This window comes from Paenibacillus endoradicis, from assembly GCF_024721975.1.
This window is the reverse complement of sequence record NZ_JANQBB010000003.1, coordinates 754,243-778,839: the sequence shown is the minus strand read 5'-3', so window position 1 is coordinate 778,839 and position 24,597 is coordinate 754,243. Positions and strand designations below refer to the sequence as shown.

Genomic DNA, 24,597 nt, shown 5'->3' with positions numbered 1-24,597 from the left:
TACTCTAGTTGCCTCCTACTGATTGACGAACAATTAGCTCATGGGGCAAAATAACTTGTGCTTGTTCGACATGTTCTTTCTTCATTAGCTTAGTTAATAAACGCATAGAAACCGCACCGATATCATACATCGGTTGAGCTACTGTCGTAAGAAGTGGTCTTACCATAGAAGCCATGCGTGAATTATCAACACTAATAACAGAGATATCAGCAGGTACTTGTAATCCTTTATCTTGAATCGCATGAATAGCACCAATTGCCATTTCATCTGTTGCAGAGAATACCGCAGATGGGCGATTAGCAAGCTCTAAGAAATAACGCATTGCATCTGATCCTGATTCATATCGATAGTTACCAATACGAACTAAAGTATCTTCGTACACGATTCCAGCATCAGCTAAAGCTTTTTTATATCCGTTAAAACGAGCATAACCATTAGAAGGATCTTCTAGCGTACCACTAATCATAGCAATACGACGATGTCCTTGCTTAATTAATGATTGAACCGCATCGTAAGCTGCCGTCTCATGATCAATATCAACAGATGGAATCTCTCCAGACTCATCTGATGTAGCACAAAGAACAATTGGAACATTTGCTGTTTTGAATGCTTGTTGATGCTCCTCTGTTACTGCACCGCCCATAAATAATAGACCGTCAACTTGTTTTTCTAACAATGTATTAATTACGCGAATTTCTTTATCTTTCTTCTTATCGGCATTACACAAAATAATATTGTAATGATACATATTGGCAATATCTTCAATTCCACGTGCTACTTCAGCAAAAATAGCATTTGATATATCAGGAATAACGACACCTACGGTTGTAGTCTTTTTACTAGCTAGTCCACGTGCAACTGCATTAGGTCGGTAACCTAAACGTTCAATAGCTTCAAACACCTTTTTACGAGTGGCAGGCTTAACATTAGGGTTATTATTTACAACCCTAGAAACTGTTGCCATTGAAACTCCTGCTTCTCTTGCTACATCATATATTGTTACGGTCACGAGCACTCTCTCCATTTGCTATAAATTAATTGAAACGTTCGACACATATTGGAATTATAATACTGTAAAAATGCAAATTTCGCAATGTTTTGATCTTTTATTACGTATTTGGTAACAATATCAGCTATTAATTACAAGATGTACTATTTTGCTCTACGAAGACTTGATTTGAGCTCCGAGCTGAGTCAATCTTTTCACTATAGATTCTAGCCAGTCATGGTCATGCAAACTTTGTGCTAATAAGTATAGATCCAGAAGTTCATTAGTTCGACGCTTCATCATCTGATCAAATTGATCCTTTGCAGTTTGAGCAGTCTTTTTTGTAAGTTTATATTCTACTAATAAATTTGCCCATTCATTGCGCTCGTTAAACAGAAAGTTCATTTTTTTAGGTTGTTCACCTAATTCTTGAATGAATCCTTTAAGATCATCTTTAACCTCAGGAATTACTTCACTTCTACTGCATGTTTGACAAGTATATATAGGAACATTATCAATCTCTACTTTTCCAGAAAGAATAACCGTTCGAAGTTTTAGAGACATATTTTCCCCACAAAGACATAACTTTTGCATGAGGATCACTCCTTACAAGTACTCACTTCAGCCTTCTTCAAGCCTCCATGTATCTATGTAAGTGATTCGACATTTTTTTCTCATATTCCTGCTATGTACTTTAACTTAATTTTTTCCATGCCTGTTGAAAATACGGGATTTTAATGAGCAACACCCAAAGAGTAGCACCAATACAGTCATTTCGAAGATCATACCAATCCATCATTCTTCCACCAACGTAAAATTGATGAATTTCATCTGTCGCGCCGTATAGTGTACATAGTAACACAATAATGAGTTTATACCGCCATTGGAATGATTTTTGATTAAATGCGAAATCAAAAGTCATAGCGAGCACGAAATAACTGACAAAGTGCCCCCAATTAAAATCTTGTATAAAAGGTAAATATTTTTGGAAGAACGGTAAAATCGTATTAATCTCATCGCCTGTCCGCGAAGATAGATAAAATATTAATGCCATCCATAGAATAGACGGTAACCAACGTAGCCACTTCATTACCATTACACCTCTCAAAACTTTTATTTAACCTCTTAAATCAGCTTCTCGCAAATATAAAGTTGCTTCGTAAGCATAATCTATAATCTTTCTCTCATATTTGCTCAAATGAGTAAGCTTCGTTACAATGAATACATATATCGCTTAGTAACACTTTCGATGTACTTTTTATCAGCTAAGAGTTCTATCAAGATATTCTATAAAAAGTTGGGAGATCATTTAAATGTCATTACATAATCAAACGGTAATTTGCTTGTTGCATGATGAATTTGAAGATTTGGAATTATGGTATCCTGTATACCGCACCCGTGAAGCAGGTGCAACGGTACTTTTTGCTGGACCTGAAAAAGGAAAAAAACATATTGGTAAATACGGAGTGCCTGCCATCGCTGATCTATCTTTTGATGAGGTGAACAGTGATGAAATAAGCGGTCTTCTTGTACCAGGTGGGTGGGCTCCGGATCAGCTACGTCGTTATCCAAAGGTACTTCAACTTGTTCAAGAATTGAACGAGCAGAATAAGCCGATTGGTCAGATCTGTCACGCTGGTTGGGTACTTATCTCAGCAAAAATATTACAAGATCGTAAAGTAACTTCCACTCCAGGTATTCGTGATGATATGGAAAACGCCGGTGCAACATGGTTCGATGAAGCTGTTGTTGTTGACGGTAATCTTATCTCTGCACGTAGACCGCCTGATCTTCCCCCATATGCTCATGCATTTGTCCAAGCATTAGAACAGCGAATGGTTTAACCATTCGCTGTTTCTTCAAATGTAATCATATATTCAGTAAGAACATGCTTAATCTCTTCACTTGTACTACTATGAATTACTTCATTGAAAACTTGCTTACATTCTAATTTAGAAGAATGAATTAAACGCTCTTTCAAAGGTAAGATTGAATGTGCAGACATACTTAATGCATCTACTCCGAGACTTAACCAAATCGGTAATGCTCGAATATCTCCAGCAAGTTCTCCACAAACACTGATCGGTATTTCATGACGTTTTGCTGCATCTACTGCGATTGATAGCATTTGAATAATTGCTGGATGGTAAGGATCATACATAGTTGAAATTTTCTCATTCATACGATCGACTGCCAGTGTAAACTGTACGAGATCATTCGTGCCAATGCTGAAGAAATCTACTTCTCTCGCTAAGTGATCTGCAATCATAACTGCAGCAGGGACTTCAATCATAATGCCTACCGCTATTTCATCAGCGAATCCAATCCCCTCAGCCGTCAGTTCATTTTTCGCCTCTTGTAGTATAGTATTTGCTGCTCTAACCTCATTAACAGAAGTGATAAACGGATACATCACCTTAATTGTTCCATAAGCACTCGCACGTAAAATTGCTCTTAACTGTGTTTTGAAAAGTTGCTTCTGATCAAGTGAGATTCTAATTGCTCGATAACCCATAAATGGATTCTCTTCTTCTTCAATTTCATAATAATCAAGATGCTTGTCTCCACCAATGTCTAAAGTACGAATAACTACAGAACCACCATGTAGCTTTTCTACTACTTTACGATACACTTGATATTGCTCTTCCTCTGTTGGGAAATCTTGACGATCCATGTAGAGAAACTCGGTGCGGAATAAACCTACGCCTTGTGCTCCACCTTTCATAGCAATCTCTAATTCTTTCACCGAACTAATATTTGCTTCAAGTTTGATGCATTGACCATCAATAGTTACAGCCTCATGGTCAGCTAGATGATGTAATTGTTCTTTTGCAACGAACAATTTATGTTGTAAATCTCTATATTGGTTGATTAGATGTTCAGCAGGATCAAGATATACTGTTCCATCACCTCCATCAATAAGAATCGTTTGACCGGTAACAAATGACTCCGTGATCTTTCCTTCCATTCCAACGACAAGCGGTATACCTAATGCTCGAGCCATTATTGCCGAATGAGATGTAGTGCTACCAGATAATGTTACAATGCCAAGCACGTTTTCAGGATTAAGATGTGCCAATTGAGATGGAGATATCTCTTTAGCAATAAGAATAAATGGCTGAGTATCACTAGGTAATTGAATCTCAGGAACACCTAATAAATGCTTCAACAGTCGATTGCCTACATCTTTAATATCAAGCGCTCTCTCACGCATATAATCATCTTCTAGTAAGTCAAACATCGTTACAAAATGATCAATTGCTTCTTTGACTGCTACCTCTGCAGCCTTATATTGCCTTTGAATAATGCCTTGGATTTCATTCATGAACACTGGATCATCTAATATAGCAAGATGAGCATCAAAAATTTGGGTTTCTTCTTCGCCAACCGTTTCCTTAAGCTCATCTTTAATTTGATTAATTTCATCTTTTGAAGTGCGAATTCCTTCATATACTCTCTCAAATTCGCGAGCAAAATCTGCTACATCAATTCGTTGTTCTGGAACTTCAAATTCCCAGTTGGGAAGGACAAAGGCTTTCCCTATGGCAATACCTGATGATGCGCCTATTCCTTGAGTCATTGTATATCCCCCTCATCCTTGCTCTCATGAAGCACAACTGACATTACTGATGACTGACCTTTTTTGACTCCCTTGAAAGGAGCATACCGCCAAGATTTGACGCGATCTGAATTGGTAATGACCATTGGAGAAGCAAGTGACTTACTATCCTTCTTAACTTTTTGTATATTAAAGCGAATAAGTAATTGACCTGGCAATACTTCGTCGCCTTCTTTAACGACAGCTGTAAAGTAATCTTTTCCGACTAACTTCGAAGTATCAATACCAATATGCATAAGTACTTCGAGACCATCGTCTGTCAAAATACCTATCGCATGCATCGTCGGATAGATGTGAATAACTTTACCTTTCACCGGAGATACCAACTCTCCTCGATCAGGTATAAATGCTACACCATTACCAACAAGTAGCGCCGAGAAAATCGGATCAGGAACTTCTGATAAAGGGATCATCTTTCCTTGCATTGGAGAATGGAAAGATATCTGTTGTTGATCGCGATGAATCGTCTTGATCATTTCCTCTCGAATAAGCTCCGAGTATGTACCAAAGACAACTTGAACATGTCCACCCCCGAGGCGAATAACACCCGCAGCACCAAGGTTACGAAGTGCATTAATGTCCATATCCTTCTCATTCGTAACTTTCAAACGGAGACGAGTTATACATGACTCCATCTGTATTATGTTCTGCTTACCACCAATCGCTTGTAATATAAGCGGAGCACGGTAAGGAATATCACCAACCCACTCATCAAGTTGCGAGCCTTCTTCTCGTCCAGGAGTTGGAATCTGAAAGCGTGTAATCGCCCAGCGGAAGAGAAAATAGTATATAATCCCAGTCACTATACCTATTGGGATAATTAACCAGCCTTTAGTGGATAGATGCATATTTATAACGTAATCAATCGCGCCTGCTGAGAATGAGAAACCATGCAAAATACCAAGTTCATAAGTAATCCACATAATAAGCCCTGACAGTAACGCATGCACCACATACAAATAAGGCGCAACAAACAGAAATGCGAATTCTATTGGTTCAGTGACACCTGTTAGAAATGAAGCAAGCGCTGCTAACGTAAAGGTGCGACGAATTTTTGGTTTCAAATCTTCACGAGCTTCATGTATGATCGCTAAAGCAATCGCTGGTAAAGCGAACATCATCGTCGGATACAATCCTGCCATAAACACTCCAGCAGTTGGATCCCCTGCAAAGTATCTAGGCAAATCTCCATAGACCATATACCCAGCATCCGTCTCATAACCACCAACTTGGAACCAGAAGATGTGACTGACTAGATGATGTAATCCAAAAATAACTAATATGCGATGAATAAATCCATATAAGAAAACACCAAAACCACCAGCGAGTGAAATAACCTCACCTAGTTGGACTAATAGCCATTCTAACTGTTGTGATAAATTAACCATAGCAATAGAAAATAACAATGTGAAACAACTTACGAAAAACGGCACAAAACGAGGACCGCCGAAAAATTGAATATATTCGGGTAATCGTAAGTCTTTGAATCTTAAGTAAGATACACCAGCAATGATTCCGATAAATGTTCCTATTAAAACAGTCGGCTCAGTACCAGGTGCATACTTCGTAGTGATTCCAGTATAGATAAACATCCCTACAAGAGCCGCCATCCCTGCACTTAAGCCATTACTTGTTAATCCAAGTGCGATTCCTAAAGCAAAAATATAAGGTAGAAAATGAAATATAGACTGACTTGCTAGCATCAAAATCTCGTTCATGCCAGGTAGCCCTACATACTCCCATGGTAATTGTGCTAAACTTTGAAAAATTGCTGCAGCGGGTAGAATAATCATAGGGAGCATAACCGAGCGCCCTAATTGCTGTAAATTACCAACGAAAGCCATGTCGATCCTCCTTTGCGACTAGAATTATATGAAATATCAAATGATTTTATTGTAAGTAAACACCTATTAAGATGTTACGTGTTATGTTCGTTTTTGTCAAAAGCATTGTTATATTATAGGGGAAAAATTGATACTTCCACGACTTACCAATTATGCAACAATACTTTTGTTAATTTCGTTGTTATATTTGATGTGACTTTGTGCAGGGAGGTAATTGAATGTTTTCTCATTGTGTTGCTATGAGAAATAATAGATATTCACTCATTATACTAACGTTTACTCTCACTTTATGGCTAGTTGGCTGTACAAATAATACAACAAAGTTAACTACATCGATGATTGTTTCAGCATTTGAACATCAAGATATTGAACTTGTTGCTGAAACTGATCCAAATTCTCCTTCTATCTTCGCTAAAACGTATAATAATGTCTCCCCAGATCGATATCAGATAGAAAACATCGAACCATAAGTATTTTCATATACTCCTCACAAAAAGAAAGTTCAAATCAATATTAAATTTGTTGTAATCACCTAAATGGCAGACTAAAAATATAACCCACATAGAAAAAGAGCTCTCTTAAGAAAAATGGAATTTTACTGTTTAGTGACTTATATGCAGAACTTTGTGTGGGGGATGAATAAGCGTCCATGCCTGTTTGTTTCGCCATTAACATCGCTCTTTTCATATGTAATGGATCACTTACAATGGTGAATGTTGTAAAATGGTTCTCTACAGCAATTTCGTATGCGTAAGTGAGATTTTCTTCTGTAATTTTTGATTTCGTTTCTATGAAAATATGATCAGGATCAACATTACGTTGAATCGCATATCCCCTCGCTACCTCTGATTCTGCATACTGATCACCACTGCCTTTGCCACCTGTAAATATAATGTTATCTACGTAACCATTCTCATAGAGCCAAATGGCGTGATTAATCCGTTCACGCAAAACAGGCGATGGTTCACTATCCCAAGCAGCAGCACCAAGTACAACAGCTACATCAGACTTAACTAATTGAAAATTGTTACTAAAAGACCAAATACTTACGCCAGAATATGCTACAAAAACAAATAAAATTGTTATTATTGAAACGACTAACTTAATCCTTAATTTTTTTGTCATTGCAAATCAGTCCTTTTTATAAAATCACATTAATAATCACCAAATGTATTTAGAATTACAGATACTTATGACGGTATAAGATTACAATAAGTTTCATTTGTTGATAGCGGTCGCTATCTATAATTTCTAATAAAACTAAAAAGGTATTTCGCAACTACATTTCTGTAGAACGAAATACCTTTTCCTCATTTTTAAAAGCTCATCAAGTTCATTTCCCTTGAGGAAGCAAAATCGAATCCTCTACCTTAATGCATCGATCCATAATAACTGCTAAACCGCCTTCTATTGCAATATCTGCAGCCTCTTGATTAAATACTCCAAGTTGTAACCATAATGCCTTAGCACCAACTCTGACAGCTTCTTCCGCAATCTCAGCTGTATACTCACTTCGACGGAATACGTTGACTAAGTCTATCGGAAAAGGAATGTCAGACAACGACGGATAGCAAGTCTCATCTAATATTTCGGAAGCTTTAGGATTAACAGGTACAATCGTGTACCCTTTTTTCTTCATCGCCTCAGATACCATATAAGAAATCCGCTCGCGATTATCAGATAAACCAACGACAGCAATCACTTTAGTTTGAGACAATAAATTTTTAATCTCATCACGCGATGGATTTTCAAATGCCATTCCTTAACACCTCCCGCGAATTTTGAAAGTTGACCAACCTCTTGTAATAGTATGAGTATTTTTAAGATATATATGTTATGAAGCATATATATCTTAATCGTGATCATCAGCGAGTAGAGCTTGTCAACACCAAGAAGATGCCATGAGATCACAAGCTCGATTCTACCCATTCTACTTGTGCACCTAATGCCTTCAAATGATCAAAATAGTTCGGGTAAGATTTTGCAACATGATGAGCATCTTTAATACGTAGCGGAGCTTTTGATCTTAAACCTACAATCGTCAATGCCATAATAACGCGGTGGTCATAATGTGCATTGATTTCAACGCCACCTGGCAGACCTTCTGGTGAACCATGAACGATAATTTCAGCTTGACGTTCTTCGACGTTAGCGCCTGCTTTACGAAGCTCATTCAAGTAATCTGTAATACGATCACATTCTTTATATCGTAAGTTCTCAACATTATAGAAGCGAGATGTACCTTCTGCAAATACAGCAGCTGCTACCATTGCTAGAACAGCATCAGTTGCATGATCACCATCGAATTCAATGGCTTTCAATTTGCCATTCCCTTTAACGTGAACAATGTCATTTTCATGAGTAAGCGGAACTTCCATCATCTTAAGAACATCAATGATTGCGCGCTCTCCCTGCTTACTTTTTTCCATTAAACGGTGTACAATAACATTAGAGTTAGTTACAGCTGCTGCGGCAAGAATTGCTGCAGATCCAGGGTAATCTCCTTGAACTGTATACTCTCTTGCTTGATAAGATTGGTTACCTGGCACTTTGAAGCGCATGTAATCTTCATCAGCATGAATGATAATACCTGCTTGCTCAAGCACTTCAAGTGTTTGACCAACTACTACTTTTGATTTCAAATCATGTAGTACTTCAATTTCACTATCTTCTTCAAGTAAAGGTGTAAGGAATAGTAAAGCACTTAGAAACTGAGAGCTAATATTTCCCGATACTTGGATATGTCCGCCACGAGGCTTACCACCCTTGATACGAATCGGTAGCTTTCCTTCATTGTGCTCAATCTCAACACCCATTGTAGTAAGAGAATCAATCAAATCTTGATGTGGACGCTTCCCTAATGAGTCTGGATAACGGTTAATAAAGGTTACATCTGGACATAAAGATGCTATTGCCATCAAAAAGCGAAGTACTGCACCTGCATTACCAACGTCAAGCTCTTTAATATCTTGCGGCTTAGAACCAAAACCAGTAATAACAATTTTCTGCTCATCTTCTTCTAGAACTGCTCCAAGATCGCGAATACAACGGCGCATAGCATCGCTGTCTTCACTATGTGCAGGGAAATGAATCGTGCTTGTACCTTCTGCTAATGCAGCAACTAGCAAATAACGTGTTGTATAATTTTTTGAAGATAAAGCTCCGATTTCACCCTGTAAATTAGGGGTTGGGGTAACGATAACATCCATGATTGATATCTCCTTTTCATTATCTATTTCAAATTGGCTTGATGCCATAGTTCAACGATTTGACTAACAACTTCAGGTAAGGAAAGATTTGATGTATCAATCGAATAATGTGCAAAGTCATAAGCACCAGCACGAGCAGACATTAGTTGATGGACACGCTCTGTAACATCGCCTTGCAATAGCGGACGTCCAGTATCATGTTTCACACGAGAAATAATAACATCAGCGCTAGCAATCAAATGTATAACTAAACCATGCTCTAACATTGTGTCTCGATTGACTTGTTTCAAGACAGCTCCGCCACCAGTAGCAATAATAGAGGCTTCTGGTGAATATAGTAGTTCTTGGAGCACTTCCGTCTCAATATTTCGGAATGTTTCCTCGCCAGATTGTGCAAAAATATCCGAGATTGGTTGACCAGCATGTTTAACAATTGCAACATCAACATCATGTTTATGTAGCTCTAGTACACTTGCTAATCCATCGGCTACAGCAGATTTACCTGTTCCCATGAAGCCGATTAAAATAATTTTATTACGTAATGAATTAGTTTGCATAGTGTTCATCCTTTACAAGTGCTCATCTACACTATCATATCATCTTTGGCAATCGTTAGGGTAGAAAAAAGTGATGCTCATGAAAAGTTTTAGTTTATACTTTTAATACCAATGAAAAGTTTTAGCTTACTCTTTCGATGTACTATTCATTTTTCAATGATGAATATCGAGAAGCCAATGAAAAGTTTTAGGAGGGATTATTGATGAAAGATATACAACAACATTCATTTCAAGATCAAACGAAACAAAAAATCGAACGTATTCTTGATTCCACATATCCATTATCTCGTGATGATGTCGTGTGGATGCTTGGTTACATTACAAAAAAAGTGGCTGACGAAGACCCAGCTATTACGGGTCTGTCGCAGCCACAGTTGTTACAAAATTTCCATGCTTATGCTGAAGTAGCTATGGCGCTTATTGGGCGCCGCAACAGTAGTGACCAGGAAGCAGAACGATTACGCCAATGGCTACGTCAAGCTTCACAAGGACTACTGAAATAACTAATTAAGATTGCATCCAGTTGAAGTGGAATGAACCTTCTTTGTCCACACGTTGGAATGTGTGAGCTCCGAAGTAGTCACGTTGAGCTTGAAGCAAGTTTGCAGGAAGACGCTCAGAACGGTAGCTGTCGAAGTATGCAAGTGCACTAGAGAATGCAGGTACAGGCACACCGTATTTCACAGCTGTCGCAATAACTTCACGCCATGCAGATTGATAAGATTCAACGATGTTTTTGAAGTATTGATCAAGTAATAGGTTACGAAGTTCTGGATCACGATCGTAAGCATCTTTGATGTTTTGTAGGAATGCAGCACGGATAATGCAACCACCACGGAAGATCATTGCGATTTCGCCGTATTTAAGATCCCAGCCATATTCATCAGAAGCAGCACGCATTTGAGCAAAACCTTGTGCGTATGAGCAAATTTTACTTGCATAAAGAGCTTTACGGATTGATTCAATGAATTCAGCTTTATCAGCAGTGAATGCAGGACGCTCAGGGCCGCTAAGTACTTTACTTGCAGCTACGCGTTCTTCTTTCATTGCAGACAAGAAACGTGTGAATACAGATTCAGTGATGATGGACAATGGTACACCAAGATCTAGAGAGCTTTGGCTAGTCCACTTACCAGTACCTTTTTGACCAGCAGAGTCAAGAATAACATCTACCATTGGTTTACCAGTTTCTGGATCATATTTAGAGAAAATATCACGAGTGATTTCAATTAGGTAGCTATCAAGCTCGCCTTTATTCCACTCTGTGAAGATTTCATGAAGGTCTTCAGTAGAAACATTAAGTACATTTTTCAATAAGTCATAAGCTTCGCAAATTAATTGCATATCGCCATACTCGATACCATTGTGCACCATTTTCACGTAGTGACCAGCGCCGTCTGGACCGATATAAGTACAACAAGCATCTTCGCCAACTTTAGCAGAGATTGCAGTAAGGATTGGTTCAACTAGCTCGTAAGCTGATTTTTGACCACCAGGCATAATAGAAGGTCCTTTAAGAGCTCCTTCTTCACCGCCAGAAACACCAGTACCGATGAAGCGGAAACCTTGTGCTTCAAGATCTTTGCTACGACGTTGTGTATCAGGGAAGTAAGCATTACCGCCGTCGATAATAATGTCGCCCTCAGCAAGATGAGGAATTAGAGAGTTAATTGTTGCATCAGTACCCGCACCAGCTTGTACCATGATAAGAATTTTGCGAGGAACTTCAAGTGATTGAACAAACTCTTCGATTGTGTAAGTTGCAACAAGGTTTTTACCTTGAGACTCAGCCATCAATTCGTCAGTTTTTTCTCTTGAACGGTTAAACACAGAAACTGTGAAACCTCTGCTTTCAATATTAAGGGCTAGATTACGACCCATTACAGCCATACCGATAACGCCAATTTGTTGTTTAGACATCTGGTTTATTCCATCCTTCATCTTTATATTTTTCTCACAATAGCTTTATTCTACTCTTTTTGTGCAAAGAAGAAAACAGTTTACGATGAAATTGTGATGAAATCTCATCAATTTTATCAATAACGGACTAAAGTTTAGCTTATATTCTCCAATTGTTCAACAAAAAAAACGGTCGGCCACTAATTTTCTTAGAGGTCAGACCGTTTAAATATCGTTTTCTTTATATTTCTACATTTCGAGTTGTAACATCTCAAGACGTAACAGCTCCAATTTATCAATGATTTCTTGAGATTTTTGCTCATCTTGTTCAATGATTGCATCATTTAAGCAACTAAGTTCATAATCTAATTCCATCCGTAGTACTGAAATACGTTGCTCAGCCCGCTTGTTCTGAAAAGCTTGGATCATATCCTCGAAAGTTACATAAGGCTTTTTCTGATAAATGATTCGATGCTCCATACCAGACACCTCCACCAGACGAATAATTTCACCGAACATAATGTTCTCAATGACAATTTGTCGATCTTTGATACGCTTAACTACAGCATGCCCTCGTGTGTCGTTAATAAGCTTTTCGATGAGTTCTGATAATCTCTCGTCCTTAATTATATAATCCCCAACAATGCGGTAGCGTTGATTCACTTTCTCGAAATGAAGCTTAACTAGTTTTCTACCCGTTCGAATAGAAACAAGAAATTTCCCCTCCGTCTCACTCCAATATAGCGAATACCCCTCCTGAATCAGCTCTCTAATGAGAGTTTGGATTTGGCGCCGCTCGAAACGAAGTTCGAGATTACAATATTCTACTTCATAGTTTCTGTTCACGGCATTCCCTCCTAGACCTTTTCATGGACATTAGACACGCCTCTTATTAATGAAAAGTAACTGAAGAAGCCTATCTTAATGACTGTAAAACACTTACTTTTAATAATTGTGAACGTCTAAAGTAATTCCAATACATTAATCAAGACAATAGCCTAAATCTTCTGACTATTTACTTTTACCATTATCTTATACTTCATCTTATGTATTGGCAACTTGGTTTATTGACTATTTTTCGTTCGTTTCCATAATGTTATGTTTGAGCTTAGTTTAACCATCATTTTTAAAATTGAAACAGGACAGAAAAGAGCTTCTATGTTATAATCATTATTAAATGATAAAGTTTCTCATTGTCGATGATAAGCGAAAAGGAGTACCCTTATGACACAACAATTAATTCAAGCTGGATTTACTGCTAAAGATTTCGATATCTTTCATATAGCAGGACTTGATGAGCGAATGAGCGCCATTATTGAACAAATCAGACCCAAATTCCAAACTATGGGTGAACAATTAACTACGGAATTAAGTATACATGCCAGTAATGAAATGTTTCTTCATATTGCTAAGCATGCTCGCCGTACAGTTAACCCACCAAAAGATACTTGGTTAGCTATTTGTAACAACAAGCGAGGATACAAAGCACATCCCCACTTCCAACTAGGATTGTTCGACGATCACCTATTTATCTGGTTTGCATTGATCTATGAAGTTCCTAACAAAAAAAATATAGCTAATACATTGTTGAACAACCTTCAACAAGTAATCGATCAAGTACCTAGTGACTATGTCATTTCACAAGATCATATGCAAAAGAAAGCTCAATCTGTGCAAAATCTTGATGAGGAAGACTGGTCCTCCATCTTAACTCGTTTCCGCGATGTAGGAAAAGCAGAGTTACTTATCGGACGTCACTTGCCTCCGGATAGTGATATCGTGCAGGATCAGCAGAAACTCATCGATTATGCGGCTGAAACTTATTTGCAATTACTTCCATTATATAAATTAGCTTACCAAGCATAACAAATTAGTTAGCAAGCAGATGAGCAGTTACACAATCGTTACTACTCATCCAAAAAAAAGGAACTTCATGAAAAATGAAGTTCCTTTTTGCATGTTATAGAAGCCCGTAATGAATTGTTGTTAAACCACTAATTGGCACACAAAAAGCTATATACAACAAAAGAGGTTGTCCACTGCAACCAACTTGCTGCAACGAACAACCTCTTATAATACAATATTTTAGTTTTTTGAAACGTTCATCTTTTCATGTTGGTCTGCAAGCTTGAATCCATATACGAGTAGCAATGCTAGTATACTTAGCAATCCAGCAATTAGATATGGTAAACCAATAGAAACCGTAAATAGTAATGTACCGATAATAGGACCAGCAATACGTCCTAGACTATCCATAGAATTACTTAAGCCAGATGCAACCCCAATACTAACTTTTGTTTTCAATGTAATTAACGAAGTGATACATGGTCGGGTTAAGGAATTACCAATACCGAACACTGTAACTGAAATCGTTGCCCAAAGGAACGTATTTGCACCTAATAACATAAAGAAGCCTACTGCTGAAATAATAGAACCTATGACAATAAATTTCGGCTCATCTCCTGGCTTCACAAGTCGTCGAACAATTCCACCTTGCACCAATGCCCCTGCTAAACCACTGAATAAGAACATTGTACCTACTTGAGATGGTGTAACATCAAATCGTTCAATGCCGAATAATTGAAGCGTTGCTTCTAGAAATGCTAACGTGAACGTTACAAAGAAAGCTAGCACATATAAATATTTTGATGTCCCTTGAAATGCGGTCCATCTCGAAACTTTAGGTTCATTAGCAGAAATTAAATTTCCAGTATCCTGCAATATTAATATTGCAAAAATTGCTGTAACTAAAGCGAGTGCCGCAGCTACGAAGAATGGTGTTTTTAGATCAATAACGCTTAACATTCCACCTACTGCAGGTCCGATCATAAATCCAAAACCGATAGAAATACCGACAAATGCCATTCCTTTTGTACGATTCTCAGGTGTTGTAATATCTGCCACATACGCAACAATAACTGATGTTACTGCACCGGAGAATAAGCCACCCAATGCTCGAGCGATATACATTAAAATAAGATGATGAGCTGATAGCCCAAACATCAAGAAACTAATTGAAAATCCAAGCAAACCAATGACAATAATTTTTTTTCTTCCTACTCGATCAGATAAGCCACCCCAGATTGGTGAAAGTAGAAACGATACGAGCGAGTAAATAGCAAGGATTGCCCCATTATGTAATTCGGCGTTACTCGTTGCAGTATCCAAAATAATTTCAGGCATAACTGGAATAATAATTCCGAAGCCAATAAATGTAGTCATCAGTATTGCCATGACCACTAACATTCTTTTATCCATCATTTTCTAATCCCTCCGCATCTAACAATAGTATCATAATTAATCGGTCATAAACTATGAACATTTCGTCACATCTTGACTCCCCATTATGTGCAATATATTAAATTTATAAAAAACGTATTGCATTCCATCATGTTTTTGTTATACTCAACTTTGTTTGTACATCTAATGAAAGGCAGGGATGTCAACGATGGACCATCGTCGTACTCCATTATTTACTGCGCTTCGCAAACATGCGGAGCAAGATCCCGTCCAGTTCCACATACCAGGACATAAAAAAGGCATCGGAAGTGACCCAGAATTTCGTACTTTTATCGGTGATAATGCCTTGTCCATAGATCTAATTAATATTGCTCCACTTGATGATTTGCATCAGCCAACAGGCGTCATTGAAGAAGCTCAACAATTAGCAGCGGATGCTTTTGGATCAGATTATACTTATTTCTCTGTGCAAGGGACAAGCGGTGCGATTATTGCGATGATTTTATCAGTTTGTGTACCAGGCGATAAAATCATTATTCCACGTAACATCCATAAATCTGTACTGTCTGCTATTATTTTTGCGGGTGCCAGACCAATATTTATCTCACCTGCTCGAGACAAAAACTTAGGTATTGATCATGGTATTACGACTAGTTCAGTAAAACGTGCATTACAGCGTCATCCTGACGCTAAAGCCGTATTAGTTATTAACCCGACTTATTTCGGTATTTGTGCGAATTTGAAAGAGATTGTAGACCTTGTGCATAGCTACCACATCCCGGTCCTTGTTGATGAGGCTCATGGTGTACTTATTCACTTCAACGAGAAATTACCAATGTCTGCTATGGAAGCAGGCGCAGATATGGCAGCAACAAGCGTACACAAGCTTGGAGGGTCTATGACACAAAGTTCTGTTCTTAATGTCAAAAAAGGACTTGTGAACCCTCAACGTATTCAAACGATCCTTAGTATGCTAACAACAACATCAACTTCATATATTTTATTAGCATCACTTGATACTTCAAGAAGAAATCTTGCGTTACATGGTGAAGCAATTGCGAATCAGGCGATTGAATTAGCTGAACAGGCACGTGCAGCGATCAATCAAATTCCAGGGCTGTATAGCTTTGGTCATGAAATTCTGGGTGATGAAGCCACTTACGACTTCGACCCAACAAAAGTAACGATTCATGTTAGACATCTTGGTATAACTGGTTACGATACAGAAAACTGGTTACGTGAACATTTCAACTTAGAAATTGAAATGAGTGATATGTACAATATTTTGTGCCTAGTTACTCCAGGTGACACTGCAGAATCCATACAAAAACTTATTATTGCCTTGAAAACTCTTTCTGAAACATACTTTGAAGGTGCAGAAGCTCGTGAGCTTGTGGTGAAAATACCTGATATTCCGCAATTGTCATTGACACCACGTGATGCTTTCTATGGGGAAACAGAAACGATTCCTTTCAAAGAGTCAGCAGGTCGTATCATTGCTGAATTTATCTATGTGTATCCACCTGGAATACCAATTTTATTGCCTGGCGAAGTTATTTCTCAAAAGAATATTGATTATATTATCGAACATGTTGAAGTTGGTCTACCTGTTAAAGGTCCAGAAGACCGAAACATTGAATTCGTAAAAGTTATTTTTGAAGAAACAGCTATTTCGTAATCATAAGTAATAACAAAAAAACTGCCCTCCAAATGGTATCTAACAATTGGAGGGCAGTTCTTCTTATGTAAACATAAAAAAAATAGAGATAAGAACATCCTTATCTCTACTTTACTTGCTTCTATTATTGTTCGCCGTTTTCAGTGTTGGCGATTTCTTCATAGATTGCTTGAACACGATTCCACTCTTCGTCATCTTCGATTCCGACTAAGAAAGCTTCCTCATTTTCTTCTTCAACACGGAAAATTACTCCGTCTTGCTCCGGATCTTGACGATCAAGTAGTACGGCATACATCATGTCCTCAGACTCAAATGTATATACCATTACCATTTCACGCTCTTCGCCTTCATCATTTGCTATGATAAACACATGTTCTTCATGCTCATGGTCTTCGCCACAGCCACAATCTGCATCATGTTGATGTTCACTCACAGTAGTTACCCCATTTCGGTTGAAAATATAATTTATACGTTATCATGTTAACAGAATGTTATGCCATGGTCAAACAGATTTAGTTGGCGGTCGAGGTAATTAATTTCTCAGATGTAATCGTCCAATCTTCACTATTCTCTGCCTTCATGTAACATCGAATCGTATATTTTCCACTTAATGAGAATCGATAATTGGTTTCTTCTGTTACAAACCAATAATTATCTCGATTTTTTTCCACTTTTATTTGTTGAATTAATGTTTCTTTTCCATTGGGATCAACAATCGTGAATTTTGTATCATTCAACTTAAAACTCACGTTATCAACTTGCGCGAACACTTTAATCTTACCACTAAATCCTTTTTTCACTTCACCAAATGTAGTCTCTTCACCATTGCTACTACTATATAAGAACATATGCACATTCGGCGAATAAATCGTAGCTGTCTTTGTGTTGGCGTTCCAATCGACTATGGCATGTAAAGATTCACCAACTTTGCGAAGTGGTATAAAAGTACTGCTATCTATTATTTCACCAATTTCACCTAAATTTGCATCATTAACAATTACTTTTATTTTCGAACTAGATGCACTTGCAAGTACAACTGTTGTACTCCAAATCATGACGATAATTAATAGAATGAAAATTTTCTTATGTTTCATTGTTTGTCATAACCCCCAATTATTAAATCATTCCTAAGTAGTTAGACTCCATATCAAATAAAAAGTTACGTTAAAATGAAAAAGATTTAATGTTTTCGACTTACAGAATGAAAATTATGAGTTTTTACTCATTTCATAAGTTTTATTAATTGTTTATAAAGTTAATTTTCTAGCCAATAATAGTTCTAAAAAACTTCAAAGAACTGTTGAATTACATTTACAGTTTAGTTACAATTCAAGAAAATGGTTTGAACAAATCATCATAAATAAGTAATGAAATAATAATTGGTATTATTTTTAGATAATAAGCAAGTAGTTTTTATCATATTTGTGAGCTATATTACAGAGTTCAGTGCAATAATCCGATAAAATATAAAAGTCTTCGCTCATGCTAAAGGAGGTTTCTATGTGATCATTACTATGATTGGCACTGGTAATGCTTTTGCTAAGCAGTATTATAATAATAATGCATTAATACAACAACAATCGTTCACCCTGCTAGTTGATTGTGGGATTACACTACCACATGCACTGTATGAGCAAGGCTTTAGCTTTAATCAATTAGACGGTGTTCTAATTAGTCATATCCATTCTGATCATGTTGGTGGTTTGGAATCGTATGCTTTTCAGATGATGTTCAAATACAAAAAAAAGGCTACTTTATATATTGCCGAGTCGTTAGTGGAACCTTTATGGGAAACATCACTCAAGGGTGGGCTTATTCAGGGGGATCTCACAAGTATCGAAGATTACTTTAACGTTGTGCCTCTGGTTCCGAACACTACCTATGAATTAGCTCCTAATTTACACATCAAGTTGATCCAAACACAGCATATTCCCAATAAAGATAGTTACTCCATCTTGTTCAATGATATATTCTTCTACACAGCAGACATGACCTTCAATCCGCAATTGTTGCAGCAATTAGTTAAAGATGGTGTACAAACGATCTATCATGATTGTCAGCTTGAGAGTCCAGGTGTGGTCCATACATCATTAGATGAATTGTTATCTTTACCCGTCGAATTACAACAAAAAATAAAATTAATGCATTATGGGGACACAATCGGGAACTATATAGGTAAGACGGGCTTAATGGAAATTGTCCAACAAGGTAAACCGTCTACTATGTAGCGAGGGAGTGTATAACGATGTCAGAGCAACATGAAGTTGTCGCGGTAAGACGTAATTCAGAGGGAAGTATAGTAGAATTCAAACTTTCTTCTGGTCAAGTAGTTGATTATATGCAAGCTCAAGAAATGGTTAGTAATGATGAAATTAAAAATTTACAACTGTTCAAAGGTAGAGATCATGAGCAACATATTCGTTCACAACCCGATGATACCGTTGCAAACAACTTAGATCAATTACCTACATTCTAATCATATAACAAAAAAGGTAGTACGCATCAATGTGTGTACTACCTTTTTTTCATTACTAATCATGCTGACTTAATAACTCTTTACGTATATTCCATACTGTATCACTTAGTACCACAGCATACTTCTCAGGATTTAATTTACGCAATGTTTCTGGCCAAAATAATTCAAGCTGTGATTGATGATACTTGGCAATTTCTTGTACAGTAGGTAGCTTATATACACATTGCCCCTCTATGAATATTGGTAATAATAATGGTTGAGCTGAATATCGACTTACTTTTCTTCGAATATACGAATGCTTTGGATCGTAAAGCATTAATGGTTGCTCTGAAGAAGAATCGAGTACTTCATCATGCATAACAATGTAATCAGCTTCTGCTTTCCCAGTATCGCAATTCACAATACGATATACGTTCTTCTTGCCTGGTGTCGTTATTTTCTCTGGATTACCTGAAATTTTAATTACTGGTTCATATTGTCCATTGCGCTCTTTAGCTACAAGTTTATACACGCCGCCTAATGATGGGTTATCTGACGCTGTAATTAGCTTCGTTCCAATACCCCAACTATCAATCTGTGCACCTTGTGCCTTTAATTCCACAATAATATTTTCATCTAGATCATTAGATGCAACAATCTTCACATCTGGGAAACCCGCTTCATCCAGCATTTTACGAGCACGCTTAGATAGATATGCTAGATCTCCACTATCAAGACGGATAGCCTTCAATTGTTTACCCTTCTCGGCAAGTTTCCGTGCAGTTTCAATGGCATGTGGTACTCCTTCACGTAATGTATCATACGTATCGACGAGTAAAGTTACATCATCAGGTAACGCTTCAGCATAACGATCAAATGCCTGCTGTTCATTATCATGGATTTGTACCCAAGCATGGGCATGAGTTCCTTTAGCTGATAAATTAAATAGCATCGCTGCTCTCATGTTCGACGTCGCGTGGAAGCCAACAAGACAGGCCGCTCTTGCCCCCCATATTGCCGCGTCAGCCTCTTGAGCTCGACGTGTGCCGAATTCCATTAATATATCATTCGGAGCCACTTGCTTAATTCTCGCTGCTTTAGTAGCGATAAGAGATTGATAATTCATGAAGTTCAATATTGCTGTCTCAATAATTTGAGCTTCAAAAATAGATGCCTCAACCCTAAGAATTGGCTCATTGGGGAAAACCAATGTCCCTTCAATCGCAGCGTAAATATCACCCGTGAACTTAAATTGTCTAAGTTCCTCGAGAAATTGAAGATCGTAATTTTCCTCTTGTGATGCTAGAAATGTAATCTCTTCTTCAGAGAATTTCAAACCTTGAATATAATGAACAATTCTTTCGAGTCCTGCAGCAACAGCAAAACCGTTACCGAATGGCAATTTTCTAAAGTACACATCAAATATCGCTTTTTGATGGTGGGTATGATGCTTCCAATGAGCATACATCATATTAATTTGATATTTATCAGTATGAAGCATAAGATGTTCTGACGTCATTACTTTACCTACTCCCTGTTACTAACAATTTGAGCGCCTAAAGATCCTCGAAAGTGACCCAGCGCCCAGTCATGTCCCGCCGCATTGAAACTAGCGACTGCATCTTCATGGATAACTACATTGTACCCAAGATTATACGCATCAACCGCAGTATGCAATACACAAATATCGGTGCATACTCCAACCAGATGAAGTTCATTAATGTTACGAGCTTTAAGACGCAGATGAAGATCTGTTCCACAAAATGCACTATAACGAGTTTTATCCATCCAATAAATGCGATCGGAATTTAATTCGAATATATGTTGAAGGGTTCCATATAACGTTCTACCCTCTGTATCTCTAATATTATGTGGGGGGAATAACTTCGTTTCCGGATGGAATGGATCATTCTCCTCATGTAAGTCTACAGCCATTACAACCAGTTCATCTTGTTGTATAAATTGTTGCGTTAGTTCCGCTATACGATGCTCAATAGCAATGCCTGGATCACCACATGGTAATTTTCCCGTAACAAAATCAATGGTGTAGTCGATAACGATTAATGCTTTCATCATTATTCACCTCGTATTAATTAATAGTATCATTATGAAGTTTTTTTTATAGAAGTCAATTAGAAGAATTGAATGCTTGATCGTTTTTCGGTTCCTGAACAGAAAAACGCTGTATAGATAGTCAACGAATGACCACTATACAGCGTTCTCATACAATTATTATGGTGCTACAGCTTCACTGTTATATTGTTTTTCTACATATTCAACTTTATATTGTTTATCTACATATACAGATGTCGATACGTTAGTAATCACTTGAGGATACATCATATCAGGATTGGGCTCCACAATCTCGATATCTACATAGGCGATATTATCAACAAAATTAATATGAGTCACTTTAATTCCATAACCTGGATGAGGTACATCAGCTGAAATAGTTACTTTATTTACAGTGTCAGTTAATGCTTCTGTAGTCAACTTTACATTGCTAGGTAATACTGAAGGCTGAACTTCTTCATTGCCTTTTATCGTATCAGCAAAGATAAGTGCTTTATCCAACCAAATCGCTGCTTCACCACGAGTAACGGCTTCTGTAGGTTTAAACTTGTGATCTTCAGTAAGCTCAGCGAAATTTAGAATAAGTAGTTTTTGAATAGCATTGCTATAGTCTTGCTCTACTTCCTTAGCATCAATGTAATCTATATAGATCATAATGAGTGGGTAATTACCTTTTCGATCTACTTGATCCATTAAGATAGACGCAAACTCCTGGCGACTGATTGAAGCATTTGGATCTACATCAGCAGCGAATTCCACACCATTGTAATAACCATCTACAAATGCTTCTGAGTACCATTGATCATCAGCAACATTACTGTACATATCACTAGCTAGAGGTTGTTTCACAAAACGAAAACGACTTAGGTCAAGTTCAAATGCTCTATCAAGCAAGGAAACAGCCTGAGCGTATGTTAATTCACTATCTGGATTAAATGTTCCTGAACTAACACCGTTAATAACGCCTCGCTCCTTCAAACTTAAAATATGGCTTTCTGCTTTGTGACCTGACACATCTGAAAATGCATGTAGAACCGGTGTTATTGCTAGTAGAAGCACTAATGATAGCACTGCTGTAAGTAAGCTTTTCTTCTTCATCATATATCCTCCTAATTTTTCACTTCTTGATTAACTAGTTAATTACTACTAACTACTTCCATAAACGTTTTAACAACTCATAATGTTGCAATAATCAATAAATATAGATTACCCTGCTATAATTTACTAGATTATGGCTTGAAAATAACATCATCCTATGCTATTATACTTTGTATTGCATAGGACGGTAACTCAGCGGGAGAGTGCTACCTTGACAGGGTAGAAGTCGTGGGTTCGATCCCCACCCGTCCTACCAGACTATATGTATTAAGGGTTCTTATCGTTTTATTCCCATATATAATTGTAGGGTTCGCATTCTAACAGAATATTATAATTAATAACCATTATCTTTAAGGATCCAATCCTTGAAAGGTGATGGTTTTTTTGTTCTTTAATTGTGTTTTTTTGCATTATATATTTTTTCACTTTCGTTATTGAGCAAAAAAAAGCCTACCTATTATCGGGCAGACTTAAAGTTGATTATTATTATTTTTCGAGATACTTATCTAATTTATTAAGAATCTCACTAGATGTCTCTTTTACTTCTTTCATTGCATCATCTATATTTATATAATTTTCATATTCGTTATTATCCATGTCTTTGTTGATTAAAGCAAGTTTATGACTACTTTTTAAGAGAGATACATTTAAGGAGACTCCGGTATTATAACTAAACATAATATCATTTAATATAATCTTTTCTTCCTTCGAAAGTTCCTTAATTTTGACTGATAATCTTTCTTGTATAGCAAATAAAGAATCACCTAATAATTCTTCTCTCTCCGAAGACTCATTACTTTTGAATGCAAGTTTGTCATACTCCTCCATAATTTCTGTGAATTCAAGTAATGAAAGTGCGATATTACTTGAAATCTTATTGGAGTATTCTTTATTCAGCTTGTACTCAATTGGCTGTTCTGAACATCCTAGTAACATTAAAAGCCCTAGAAATACAGTAAATATTTTATTTTCCAGCTTTATTACCTCCGATTTCCATATTTCCCACTATTCGATCATTATCGACAAAATAGGTATATAGAAGAAGAGATATTCTATATACTTAATTAGTTCATCATCGGTAAATCCTCATTGTTGTATTTCTAATTTTAGAAGTTCTAGATTGTTCATATTGTATAGTGTCCTTTGTTGTTGATGTTTATATATATGAAAAAAATCACCTATGAAGGTGGTTTTAGCATGAGTACATTATTCCATAATTAATCACTTCTATCGACCAATATTAATCAACTTCCCTTATAATATCGGCTTGTATACTGTAGCTAGAATACTCAAATGTATTTACCGGTACACTAAACATTATTTCATCACCAGCCGCCACACCATCTCCGGGTATTGGAATTGAATCCCTTACATAAGTTACCTCGCCGTTTTTATCAAAAAAGTATATTCCAAAATAACCTTCTATATCTACAGATGAGTTGTTTTTTATTTTCCCTGTTAAATCTCCTGTGGATGTTACATTCGACCATAATACTTTTATGTTAGCTGATCCGCTTCTGTTCTTAATTCCTCCAATTTTGATTCTACTCTTGCTTCATTATAGTTATCATATATCTTAGGAAGAAATACTAACGCAACTATAACTGCAACTACTATTAATGAACAAACTATTATTTTTTCATTAATAAATCACCTTCCTATTAGGATATTTTCATTATTTTACCATGTATATATATTTACGGTCTAGAAATTTGGTAATACAAGTAGATAGTTTTCTGGGTTTCAATACTAAATTATAGATATAATCCGTTACTGTCACGAGTTTGCTCCCCCATCCTATCAGTAATTCATACTATTATCAGTCGGAAAAGAAACGATACAATTCCGATTATCTTTGCGGTATGTTTAACTATATGAAGCACACAAAAAATAAAATCATTATATCCGTCTAGAGCAAATCAGAAAAATTTTCATAC

At 37.0% G+C, this 24,597-nt stretch carries 25 protein-coding genes and 1 tRNA gene; 8 read left to right on the top strand and 18 right to left on the bottom strand.

Going from position 1 to position 24,597, the window contains the following annotated elements:
* Nucleotides 1–4: 4 nt before the first annotated feature.
* The 3 genes from ccpA to NV377_RS13725 all read right to left on the bottom strand — a co-directional run bounded on the left by ccpA (nucleotide 5) and on the right by NV377_RS13725 (nucleotide 2,078).
* The gene (gene ccpA, locus NV377_RS13735) at nucleotides 5–1,009 is read right to left on the bottom strand and encodes a catabolite control protein A (RefSeq protein WP_258199486.1); all 1,005 of its coding nucleotides are present in this window, start codon (nucleotides 1,007–1,009) and stop codon (nucleotides 5–7) included.
* A 153-nt stretch (nucleotides 1,010–1,162) separates the two neighbouring features.
* Nucleotides 1,163–1,582 carry a hypothetical protein gene (locus NV377_RS13730; RefSeq protein WP_258199485.1) on the bottom strand — a complete coding sequence of 140 codons (420 nt, stop codon included), beginning with the start codon at nucleotides 1,580–1,582 and terminating at the stop codon, nucleotides 1,163–1,165.
* Between the two features lie 100 nt (nucleotides 1,583–1,682).
* Nucleotides 1,683–2,078 carry a VanZ family protein gene (locus tag NV377_RS13725; RefSeq protein ID WP_258199484.1) on the bottom strand — a complete coding sequence of 132 codons (396 nt, stop codon included), beginning with the start codon at nucleotides 2,076–2,078 and terminating at the stop codon, nucleotides 1,683–1,685.
* A 223-nt stretch (nucleotides 2,079–2,301) separates the two neighbouring features.
* On the opposite strand from NV377_RS13725, the gene NV377_RS13720 reads away from it, so the two are divergent.
* Nucleotides 2,302–2,832 carry a type 1 glutamine amidotransferase domain-containing protein gene (locus NV377_RS13720; RefSeq protein ID WP_258199483.1) on the top strand — a complete coding sequence of 177 codons (531 nt, stop codon included), beginning with the start codon at nucleotides 2,302–2,304 and terminating at the stop codon, nucleotides 2,830–2,832.
* Here NV377_RS13720 and ptsP read toward each other — a convergent pair.
* Together ptsP and NV377_RS13710 are read right to left on the bottom strand one after the other, a co-directional pair.
* Entirely contained in the window at nucleotides 2,829–4,568 is a 1,740-nt protein-coding gene (gene ptsP / locus NV377_RS13715) for a phosphoenolpyruvate--protein phosphotransferase (RefSeq protein ID WP_258199482.1), read from the bottom strand. The genes NV377_RS13720 and ptsP overlap by 4 nt on opposite strands.
* A complete protein-coding gene (locus NV377_RS13710; RefSeq protein WP_258199481.1) occupies nucleotides 4,565–6,451 on the bottom strand; it encodes a glucose PTS transporter subunit IIA in 1,887 nt (628 codons plus the stop codon). The genes ptsP and NV377_RS13710 overlap by 4 nt, the downstream gene beginning before the upstream one ends.
* 218 nt (nucleotides 6,452–6,669) lie before the next feature.
* Here NV377_RS13710 and NV377_RS13705 point away from each other — a divergent pair, with 218 nt between their 5' ends.
* Complete coding sequence (locus NV377_RS13705; protein WP_258199480.1) at nucleotides 6,670–6,921, top strand: hypothetical protein; 252 nt, start codon at nucleotides 6,670–6,672, stop codon at nucleotides 6,919–6,921.
* Nucleotides 6,922–6,979: 58 nt separating this feature from the next.
* On the opposite strand, the gene NV377_RS13700 is transcribed toward NV377_RS13705, so the two are convergent.
* From NV377_RS13700 to NV377_RS13685, 4 genes are all read right to left on the bottom strand, one after another.
* Nucleotides 6,980–7,576: a YdcF family protein gene (locus NV377_RS13700; protein WP_258199479.1), complete on the bottom strand. Its 597-nt coding sequence runs from the start codon at nucleotides 7,574–7,576 to the stop codon at nucleotides 6,980–6,982.
* 208 nt (nucleotides 7,577–7,784) lie between these two features.
* The gene (locus tag NV377_RS13695; RefSeq protein WP_258199478.1) at nucleotides 7,785–8,210 is read right to left on the bottom strand and encodes a CoA-binding protein; all 426 of its coding nucleotides are present in this window, start codon (nucleotides 8,208–8,210) and stop codon (nucleotides 7,785–7,787) included.
* A 148-nt stretch (nucleotides 8,211–8,358) separates the two neighbouring features.
* Nucleotides 8,359–9,660, bottom strand: coding sequence for a 3-phosphoshikimate 1-carboxyvinyltransferase (gene aroA / locus NV377_RS13690; RefSeq protein ID WP_258199477.1), 1,302 nt, complete (start codon nucleotides 9,658–9,660; stop codon nucleotides 8,359–8,361).
* A gap of 23 nt (nucleotides 9,661–9,683) precedes the next feature.
* Nucleotides 9,684–10,217, bottom strand: a complete 534-nt coding sequence (locus tag NV377_RS13685) for a shikimate kinase (protein WP_258199476.1) — start codon at nucleotides 10,215–10,217, stop codon at nucleotides 9,684–9,686.
* 203 nt (nucleotides 10,218–10,420) lie between these two features.
* Here NV377_RS13685 and NV377_RS13680 point away from each other — a divergent pair, with 203 nt between their 5' ends.
* Nucleotides 10,421–10,720, top strand: coding sequence for a hypothetical protein (locus NV377_RS13680; RefSeq protein ID WP_258199475.1), 300 nt, complete (start codon nucleotides 10,421–10,423; stop codon nucleotides 10,718–10,720).
* A gap of 4 nt (nucleotides 10,721–10,724) precedes the next feature.
* Here NV377_RS13680 and gnd read toward each other — a convergent pair whose 3' ends face one another.
* Together gnd and NV377_RS13670 are read right to left on the bottom strand one after the other, a co-directional pair.
* On the bottom strand, nucleotides 10,725–12,137 hold the full coding sequence (gene gnd, locus NV377_RS13675; RefSeq protein WP_258199474.1) for an NADP-dependent phosphogluconate dehydrogenase: 1,413 nt from the start codon (nucleotides 12,135–12,137) through the stop codon (nucleotides 10,725–10,727).
* 228 nt (nucleotides 12,138–12,365) lie between these two features.
* On the bottom strand, nucleotides 12,366–12,962 hold the full coding sequence (locus NV377_RS13670) for a YkzI domain-containing protein (protein WP_258199473.1): 597 nt from the start codon (nucleotides 12,960–12,962) through the stop codon (nucleotides 12,366–12,368).
* A gap of 378 nt (nucleotides 12,963–13,340) precedes the next feature.
* On the opposite strand from NV377_RS13670, the gene NV377_RS13665 reads away from it, so the two are divergent.
* The gene (locus NV377_RS13665) at nucleotides 13,341–13,982 is read left to right on the top strand and encodes a YktB family protein (protein ID WP_258199472.1); all 642 of its coding nucleotides are present in this window, start codon (nucleotides 13,341–13,343) and stop codon (nucleotides 13,980–13,982) included.
* Nucleotides 13,983–14,201: 219 nt separating this feature from the next.
* Here NV377_RS13665 and NV377_RS13660 read toward each other — a convergent pair whose 3' ends face one another.
* The gene (locus NV377_RS13660) at nucleotides 14,202–15,377 is read right to left on the bottom strand and encodes an MFS transporter (protein ID WP_308860048.1); all 1,176 of its coding nucleotides are present in this window, start codon (nucleotides 15,375–15,377) and stop codon (nucleotides 14,202–14,204) included.
* Nucleotides 15,378–15,564: 187 nt separating this feature from the next.
* Here NV377_RS13660 and NV377_RS13655 point away from each other — a divergent pair, with 187 nt between their 5' ends.
* On the top strand, nucleotides 15,565–17,034 hold the full coding sequence (locus tag NV377_RS13655; protein ID WP_258199471.1) for an aminotransferase class I/II-fold pyridoxal phosphate-dependent enzyme: 1,470 nt from the start codon (nucleotides 15,565–15,567) through the stop codon (nucleotides 17,032–17,034).
* A 124-nt stretch (nucleotides 17,035–17,158) separates the two neighbouring features.
* Here NV377_RS13655 and NV377_RS13650 read toward each other — a convergent pair whose 3' ends face one another.
* Both NV377_RS13650 and NV377_RS13645 read right to left on the bottom strand, forming a co-directional pair.
* Complete coding sequence (locus NV377_RS13650; RefSeq protein ID WP_258199470.1) at nucleotides 17,159–17,467, bottom strand: DUF1292 domain-containing protein; 309 nt, start codon at nucleotides 17,465–17,467, stop codon at nucleotides 17,159–17,161.
* A 79-nt stretch (nucleotides 17,468–17,546) separates the two neighbouring features.
* The gene (locus NV377_RS13645) at nucleotides 17,547–18,128 is read right to left on the bottom strand and encodes a stalk domain-containing protein (RefSeq protein WP_258199469.1); all 582 of its coding nucleotides are present in this window, start codon (nucleotides 18,126–18,128) and stop codon (nucleotides 17,547–17,549) included.
* Nucleotides 18,129–18,548: 420 nt separating this feature from the next.
* On the opposite strand from NV377_RS13645, the gene NV377_RS13640 reads away from it, so the two are divergent.
* Nucleotides 18,549–19,262: an MBL fold metallo-hydrolase gene (locus tag NV377_RS13640; RefSeq protein WP_258200336.1), complete on the top strand. Its 714-nt coding sequence runs from the start codon at nucleotides 18,549–18,551 to the stop codon at nucleotides 19,260–19,262.
* Nucleotides 19,263–19,279: 17 nt separating this feature from the next.
* Complete coding sequence (locus tag NV377_RS13635) at nucleotides 19,280–19,510, top strand: DUF3892 domain-containing protein (protein ID WP_258199468.1); 231 nt, start codon at nucleotides 19,280–19,282, stop codon at nucleotides 19,508–19,510.
* Between the two features lie 55 nt (nucleotides 19,511–19,565).
* Here the strand turns inward: NV377_RS13635 and NV377_RS13630 are convergent, their stop codons facing one another.
* From NV377_RS13630 to NV377_RS13620, 3 genes are all read right to left on the bottom strand, one after another.
* Nucleotides 19,566–21,008 (bottom strand): nicotinate phosphoribosyltransferase, encoded by a 1,443-nt coding sequence (locus NV377_RS13630; protein ID WP_258199467.1) that lies wholly within the window; start codon nucleotides 21,006–21,008, stop codon nucleotides 19,566–19,568.
* Nucleotides 21,009–21,016: 8 nt separating this feature from the next.
* Nucleotides 21,017–21,562, bottom strand: a complete 546-nt coding sequence (locus NV377_RS13625) for a cysteine hydrolase family protein (RefSeq protein ID WP_258200335.1) — start codon at nucleotides 21,560–21,562, stop codon at nucleotides 21,017–21,019.
* A 159-nt stretch (nucleotides 21,563–21,721) separates the two neighbouring features.
* On the bottom strand, nucleotides 21,722–22,663 hold the full coding sequence (locus NV377_RS13620) for an S-layer homology domain-containing protein (protein WP_258199466.1): 942 nt from the start codon (nucleotides 22,661–22,663) through the stop codon (nucleotides 21,722–21,724).
* Between the two features lie 178 nt (nucleotides 22,664–22,841).
* Between NV377_RS13620 and NV377_RS13615 the strand changes: the two genes are divergently transcribed.
* Nucleotides 22,842–22,916 (top strand) — tRNA-Val (locus tag NV377_RS13615).
* A gap of 230 nt (nucleotides 22,917–23,146) precedes the next feature.
* Here the strand turns inward: NV377_RS13615 and NV377_RS13610 are convergent.
* Nucleotides 23,147–23,596, bottom strand: a complete 450-nt coding sequence (locus tag NV377_RS13610) for a hypothetical protein (RefSeq protein ID WP_258199465.1) — start codon at nucleotides 23,594–23,596, stop codon at nucleotides 23,147–23,149.
* Between the last annotated feature and the right edge of the window lie 1,001 nt (nucleotides 23,597–24,597).

What these genes read in the sequence shown, in the direction of transcription:
- NV377_RS13635 (WP_258199468.1), top strand. Translation starts at nt 19,280, where the DNA reads ATGTCAGAGCAACATGAAGTTGTCGCGGTAAGACGTAATTCAGAGGGA.
- NV377_RS13730 (WP_258199485.1), bottom strand. Translation starts at nt 1,582, where the DNA reads ATGCAAAAGTTATGTCTTTGTGGGGAAAATATGTCTCTAAAACTTCGA.
- NV377_RS13705 (WP_258199480.1), top strand. Translation starts at nt 6,670, where the DNA reads ATGTTTTCTCATTGTGTTGCTATGAGAAATAATAGATATTCACTCATT.
- NV377_RS13710 (WP_258199481.1), bottom strand. Translation starts at nt 6,451, where the DNA reads ATGGCTTTCGTTGGTAATTTACAGCAATTAGGGCGCTCGGTTATGCTC.
- NV377_RS13620 (WP_258199466.1), bottom strand. Translation starts at nt 22,663, where the DNA reads ATGATGAAGAAGAAAAGCTTACTTACAGCAGTGCTATCATTAGTGCTT.
- NV377_RS13660 (WP_308860048.1), bottom strand. Translation starts at nt 15,377, where the DNA reads ATGATGGATAAAAGAATGTTAGTGGTCATGGCAATACTGATGACTACA.
- NV377_RS13640 (WP_258200336.1), top strand. Translation starts at nt 18,549, where the DNA reads ATGATTGGCACTGGTAATGCTTTTGCTAAGCAGTATTATAATAATAAT.
- NV377_RS13625 (WP_258200335.1), bottom strand. Translation starts at nt 21,562, where the DNA reads ATGAAAGCATTAATCGTTATCGACTACACCATTGATTTTGTTACGGGA.
- aroA (WP_258199477.1), bottom strand. Translation starts at nt 9,660, where the DNA reads ATGGATGTTATCGTTACCCCAACCCCTAATTTACAGGGTGAAATCGGA.
- NV377_RS13680 (WP_258199475.1), top strand. Translation starts at nt 10,421, where the DNA reads ATGAAAGATATACAACAACATTCATTTCAAGATCAAACGAAACAAAAA.
- NV377_RS13700 (WP_258199479.1), bottom strand. Translation starts at nt 7,576, where the DNA reads ATGACAAAAAAATTAAGGATTAAGTTAGTCGTTTCAATAATAACAATT.
- NV377_RS13695 (WP_258199478.1), bottom strand. Translation starts at nt 8,210, where the DNA reads ATGGCATTTGAAAATCCATCGCGTGATGAGATTAAAAATTTATTGTCT.
- NV377_RS13725 (WP_258199484.1), bottom strand. Translation starts at nt 2,078, where the DNA reads ATGAAGTGGCTACGTTGGTTACCGTCTATTCTATGGATGGCATTAATA.
- ptsP (WP_258199482.1), bottom strand. Translation starts at nt 4,568, where the DNA reads ATGACTCAAGGAATAGGCGCATCATCAGGTATTGCCATAGGGAAAGCC.
- NV377_RS13630 (WP_258199467.1), bottom strand. Translation starts at nt 21,008, where the DNA reads ATGACGTCAGAACATCTTATGCTTCATACTGATAAATATCAAATTAAT.
- NV377_RS13685 (WP_258199476.1), bottom strand. Translation starts at nt 10,217, where the DNA reads ATGCAAACTAATTCATTACGTAATAAAATTATTTTAATCGGCTTCATG.
- gnd (WP_258199474.1), bottom strand. Translation starts at nt 12,137, where the DNA reads ATGTCTAAACAACAAATTGGCGTTATCGGTATGGCTGTAATGGGTCGT.
- NV377_RS13655 (WP_258199471.1), top strand. Translation starts at nt 15,565, where the DNA reads ATGGACCATCGTCGTACTCCATTATTTACTGCGCTTCGCAAACATGCG.
- NV377_RS13610 (WP_258199465.1), bottom strand. Translation starts at nt 23,596, where the DNA reads ATGTTACTAGGATGTTCAGAACAGCCAATTGAGTACAAGCTGAATAAA.
- NV377_RS13720 (WP_258199483.1), top strand. Translation starts at nt 2,302, where the DNA reads ATGTCATTACATAATCAAACGGTAATTTGCTTGTTGCATGATGAATTT.
- NV377_RS13645 (WP_258199469.1), bottom strand. Translation starts at nt 18,128, where the DNA reads ATGAAACATAAGAAAATTTTCATTCTATTAATTATCGTCATGATTTGG.
- NV377_RS13665 (WP_258199472.1), top strand. Translation starts at nt 13,341, where the DNA reads ATGACACAACAATTAATTCAAGCTGGATTTACTGCTAAAGATTTCGAT.